The 2,470-nt window shown below is 68.4% G+C and carries 4 protein-coding genes and 1 pseudogene; 3 read left to right on the top strand and 2 right to left on the bottom strand.

Annotated elements, in window-relative coordinates; translation table 11 throughout:
• A partial coding sequence (locus CK240_RS17360; RefSeq protein WP_240517563.1) for an RNA polymerase sigma factor occupies window positions 1–565 on the top strand: 565 nt, incomplete at its 5' end.
• On the opposite strand, the gene CK240_RS17355 is transcribed toward CK240_RS17360, so the two are convergent.
• Both CK240_RS17355 and CK240_RS17350 read right to left on the bottom strand, forming a co-directional pair.
• Window positions 475–909 (bottom strand): PIN domain-containing protein, encoded by a 435-nt coding sequence (locus CK240_RS17355; RefSeq protein ID WP_095641518.1) that lies wholly within the window; start codon window positions 907–909, stop codon window positions 475–477. The genes CK240_RS17360 and CK240_RS17355 overlap by 91 nt on opposite strands.
• Window positions 906–1,145 (bottom strand): FitA-like ribbon-helix-helix domain-containing protein, encoded by a 240-nt coding sequence (locus tag CK240_RS17350; protein ID WP_095641519.1) that lies wholly within the window; start codon window positions 1,143–1,145, stop codon window positions 906–908. Before CK240_RS17350 ends, CK240_RS17355 begins: the two co-directional genes overlap by 4 nt.
• Window positions 1,146–1,268: 123 nt before the next feature.
• On the opposite strand from CK240_RS17350, the gene CK240_RS17345 reads away from it, so the two are divergent.
• Together CK240_RS17345 and CK240_RS17340 are read left to right on the top strand one after the other, a co-directional pair.
• The gene (locus tag CK240_RS17345) at window positions 1,269–1,469 is read left to right on the top strand and encodes a hypothetical protein (protein WP_095641517.1); all 201 of its coding nucleotides are present in this window, start codon (window positions 1,269–1,271) and stop codon (window positions 1,467–1,469) included.
• A pseudogene (locus CK240_RS17340) lies at window positions 1,466–2,470 on the top strand (AAA family ATPase); the annotation flags it as partial. The gene CK240_RS17345 and the pseudogene CK240_RS17340, both read left to right, overlap by 4 nt.

The following is a 2,470-nucleotide window of genomic DNA, read 5'->3' as shown; positions in this document are numbered from 1 at the left end:
CCTGGCCCTGAGCGTGCTCCTGCTGGCACTCTGGCCGGGACTGGATGCGATCCGCGGCCGCTGCCTGCAGCGGGGCGTCGGCAGCCGCGACGAGATCGCGTCCGAGTTGCTGGCGCGAACGACCGAGCAAGTCCGAACGCTTGACCTCAGCCGGGTGAACCGGATCGCAGCGACCGTGCTCTGGAACGTCGAGCGCGACCTGCTGCGTGCCGCCCGACGAGAAACTGCCCGACAACAATCCTGCGCGTCGCTGGAGCCGGACTGGCTGGAGGCGCCACCCTCATGGGCGGAGCAACTGCGTCTGCGTGCGGAACTGCGGCGCGACCTCACCGCAGTCATCGGCAGGGACGCGGACCTGGTTCTCGGCGTGGCGCTGGATGGTGCCAGCCAGATCGATATGGGTATGGCGCTCGGCCTGTCGGAACCCGCGGCTCGGAAGCGCTACCAGCGCGCCGTCGTGGCGCTGCGGCAGTATCATGGGCCAGGAGGGATCGGGTCCCACGGATCGACGACGTCCACGCCCATGGCGATGAACGGCGCGACATCGCGGGTGGCGACGGGATAGCCATTCGCCGCAGCGATTGCGGCGATCGCGCCGTCCGGGAAGCTCTCCGTCCGCCCGTGCCGCTCCGCCAGCGCGACGAGCGCGCCAAAGGCATTCGCCGCAGCTGCGTCGAACCCCAGGACCCTGCCGGGAAAGACCTCCGTCAGCATCCGCTCGAGCCGAACCTCAAAATCATCCCGGCGGCGGCCGGGCTCGAGCCGCGCCATGCCGAACCGTAGTTCGGCCAGGCTGACGGTGGTCAGATGCAGGGTGCTCAGCTCCTCGCGGTTGAGCCAGTCGATCACCCGGGGCTCGGGGACCGGCTTCATCGTCTCCGAGACGACGTTCGTATCGAGGATGATCATTCGAAGCAGGCCGGCTCCACGGGGGTGCGGTCGCGCTCGAGCGTGAGGTCGCTGGTCTCGGCACCGGACCAGAAGCGGCGCATCAGATCGCCTGCACGTGGCCGGCCCTCGCGCAGAACCGCGCGAGCGATGATCTCGCGCAGCTCAGCCTCGGCGCTCCGGCCATGGGCGGCCGCCTGCGCCTTCAGGGCGCGATGCACCTCGTCGGGGATCTGTCGCACGACGATCTGGGCCACGGCCGCCTCCATCGATATCACATAAAGCAATAGATATCACAGATTATTCCCGTCCTCAATGTCCTGATCGGCGTGCGGGGTTGGCTTTTGACCAGGTGAAGCCCCTGTTCACGAGCCTGATCGATGACGCTGCCGCCCGTTCCGCCGCCCGATCTTCTGAAACGCCTGCCGGGATATTACCGGCGTTGGGAACTGACCGAACTGGTCATCCCGGATCGGTACTACTTCTTCGAGGCAGCGGGCCTGCACGGCGACGGTGAGCCGCTGTTTGCGGTTTATGTCCATCCGACCGATCTGGCGCCGGGCGAAGGGCGGCTGCAATGAGCGCGCCCGGCATCGATCGCGACCAGATCGCGCGGTTTGTCGACGCGGTCTTCTCCTGGTGCGACGGCCTGATCCCGCTGCGCGGTCTGCCCGAGAAGGGCGTGACGCCGGTGCCGTCGAACGACCTGCGCTGGATCCCGGCAGACGCGAGCGCGCCCGAGATCATCGCCACAGCCGCGCGAGCCGCCGCCTCCGTCGGGCGCGCGATCTATGTGATCCCCGGCACGGTCGGAAACAGCGGCGAAGGTCGCGCCGAGCATGTCCGGCAGATGCAGGCGCTGGTCGTCGATCTCGACGAGGGCGACATCTCCGCCAAGCGGGACCACCTGATCCGCAACCTCGGCCCGGCGACGCTGACCATCGAGAGCGGCGGGATGACCGAGGGCGGACAGCCCAAGCTGCATCTGTGGTGGAAGCTGACCGAACCGGCCGAGGGCGAGGACCTGGCCCGGCTCTGCCGGCTACGTGCCGAGATCGCGCTGAAGGTCGGCGGCGATGACAGCTTCGGCTCCGCCCACCAGCCGATCCGGGTGCCGGGCACGATCCACGGCAAGTACGGCCGCAAATCCGCGGTGCGGATCATCTCCCATCAGGACATCGAGGTCGATCTGGCTGAGTTCGCGGCCCTCGTCGCTGCGATGCCCGCGCTCACCCCGGAAACCTCAGGCTCAGCGTGGTTCGACTTCAACGCCGGTAGCAAACCCGCAGTCGATGACGTCCTGACCACGCCGGTGCGCGAGGGGGCGCAGGATGACTGGACCCGGTTCCAGGGCGCCAGCGCCGCGATCGGCTATTACCTCCGCCAAGCCCACGAAGGCCGGCTCAGCCTCGACGAGGCCTGGGAGGCGATCTGCGGCTACAACGCCGCCATGTTGCGGCCTAGTTGGTCCGAGGATCGCCTCAAGGCCGAGACCCGGCGGCTCTGGCAGCGACATCTCGAGCGCAACGGACCTGCGCAGCCGCCGCGGCAGGAGGCGCCGACAGGCCCGCTGGACTGCTTC

The sequence above is a fragment of the Paracoccus salipaludis genome (genome assembly GCF_002287065.1).
GTDB classification, from domain to species: domain Bacteria; phylum Pseudomonadota; class Alphaproteobacteria; order Rhodobacterales; family Rhodobacteraceae; genus Paracoccus; species Paracoccus salipaludis.
The sequence above is the reverse complement of the archived record's forward strand: the minus strand, read 5'-3'. Positions and strand labels throughout refer to the sequence as shown.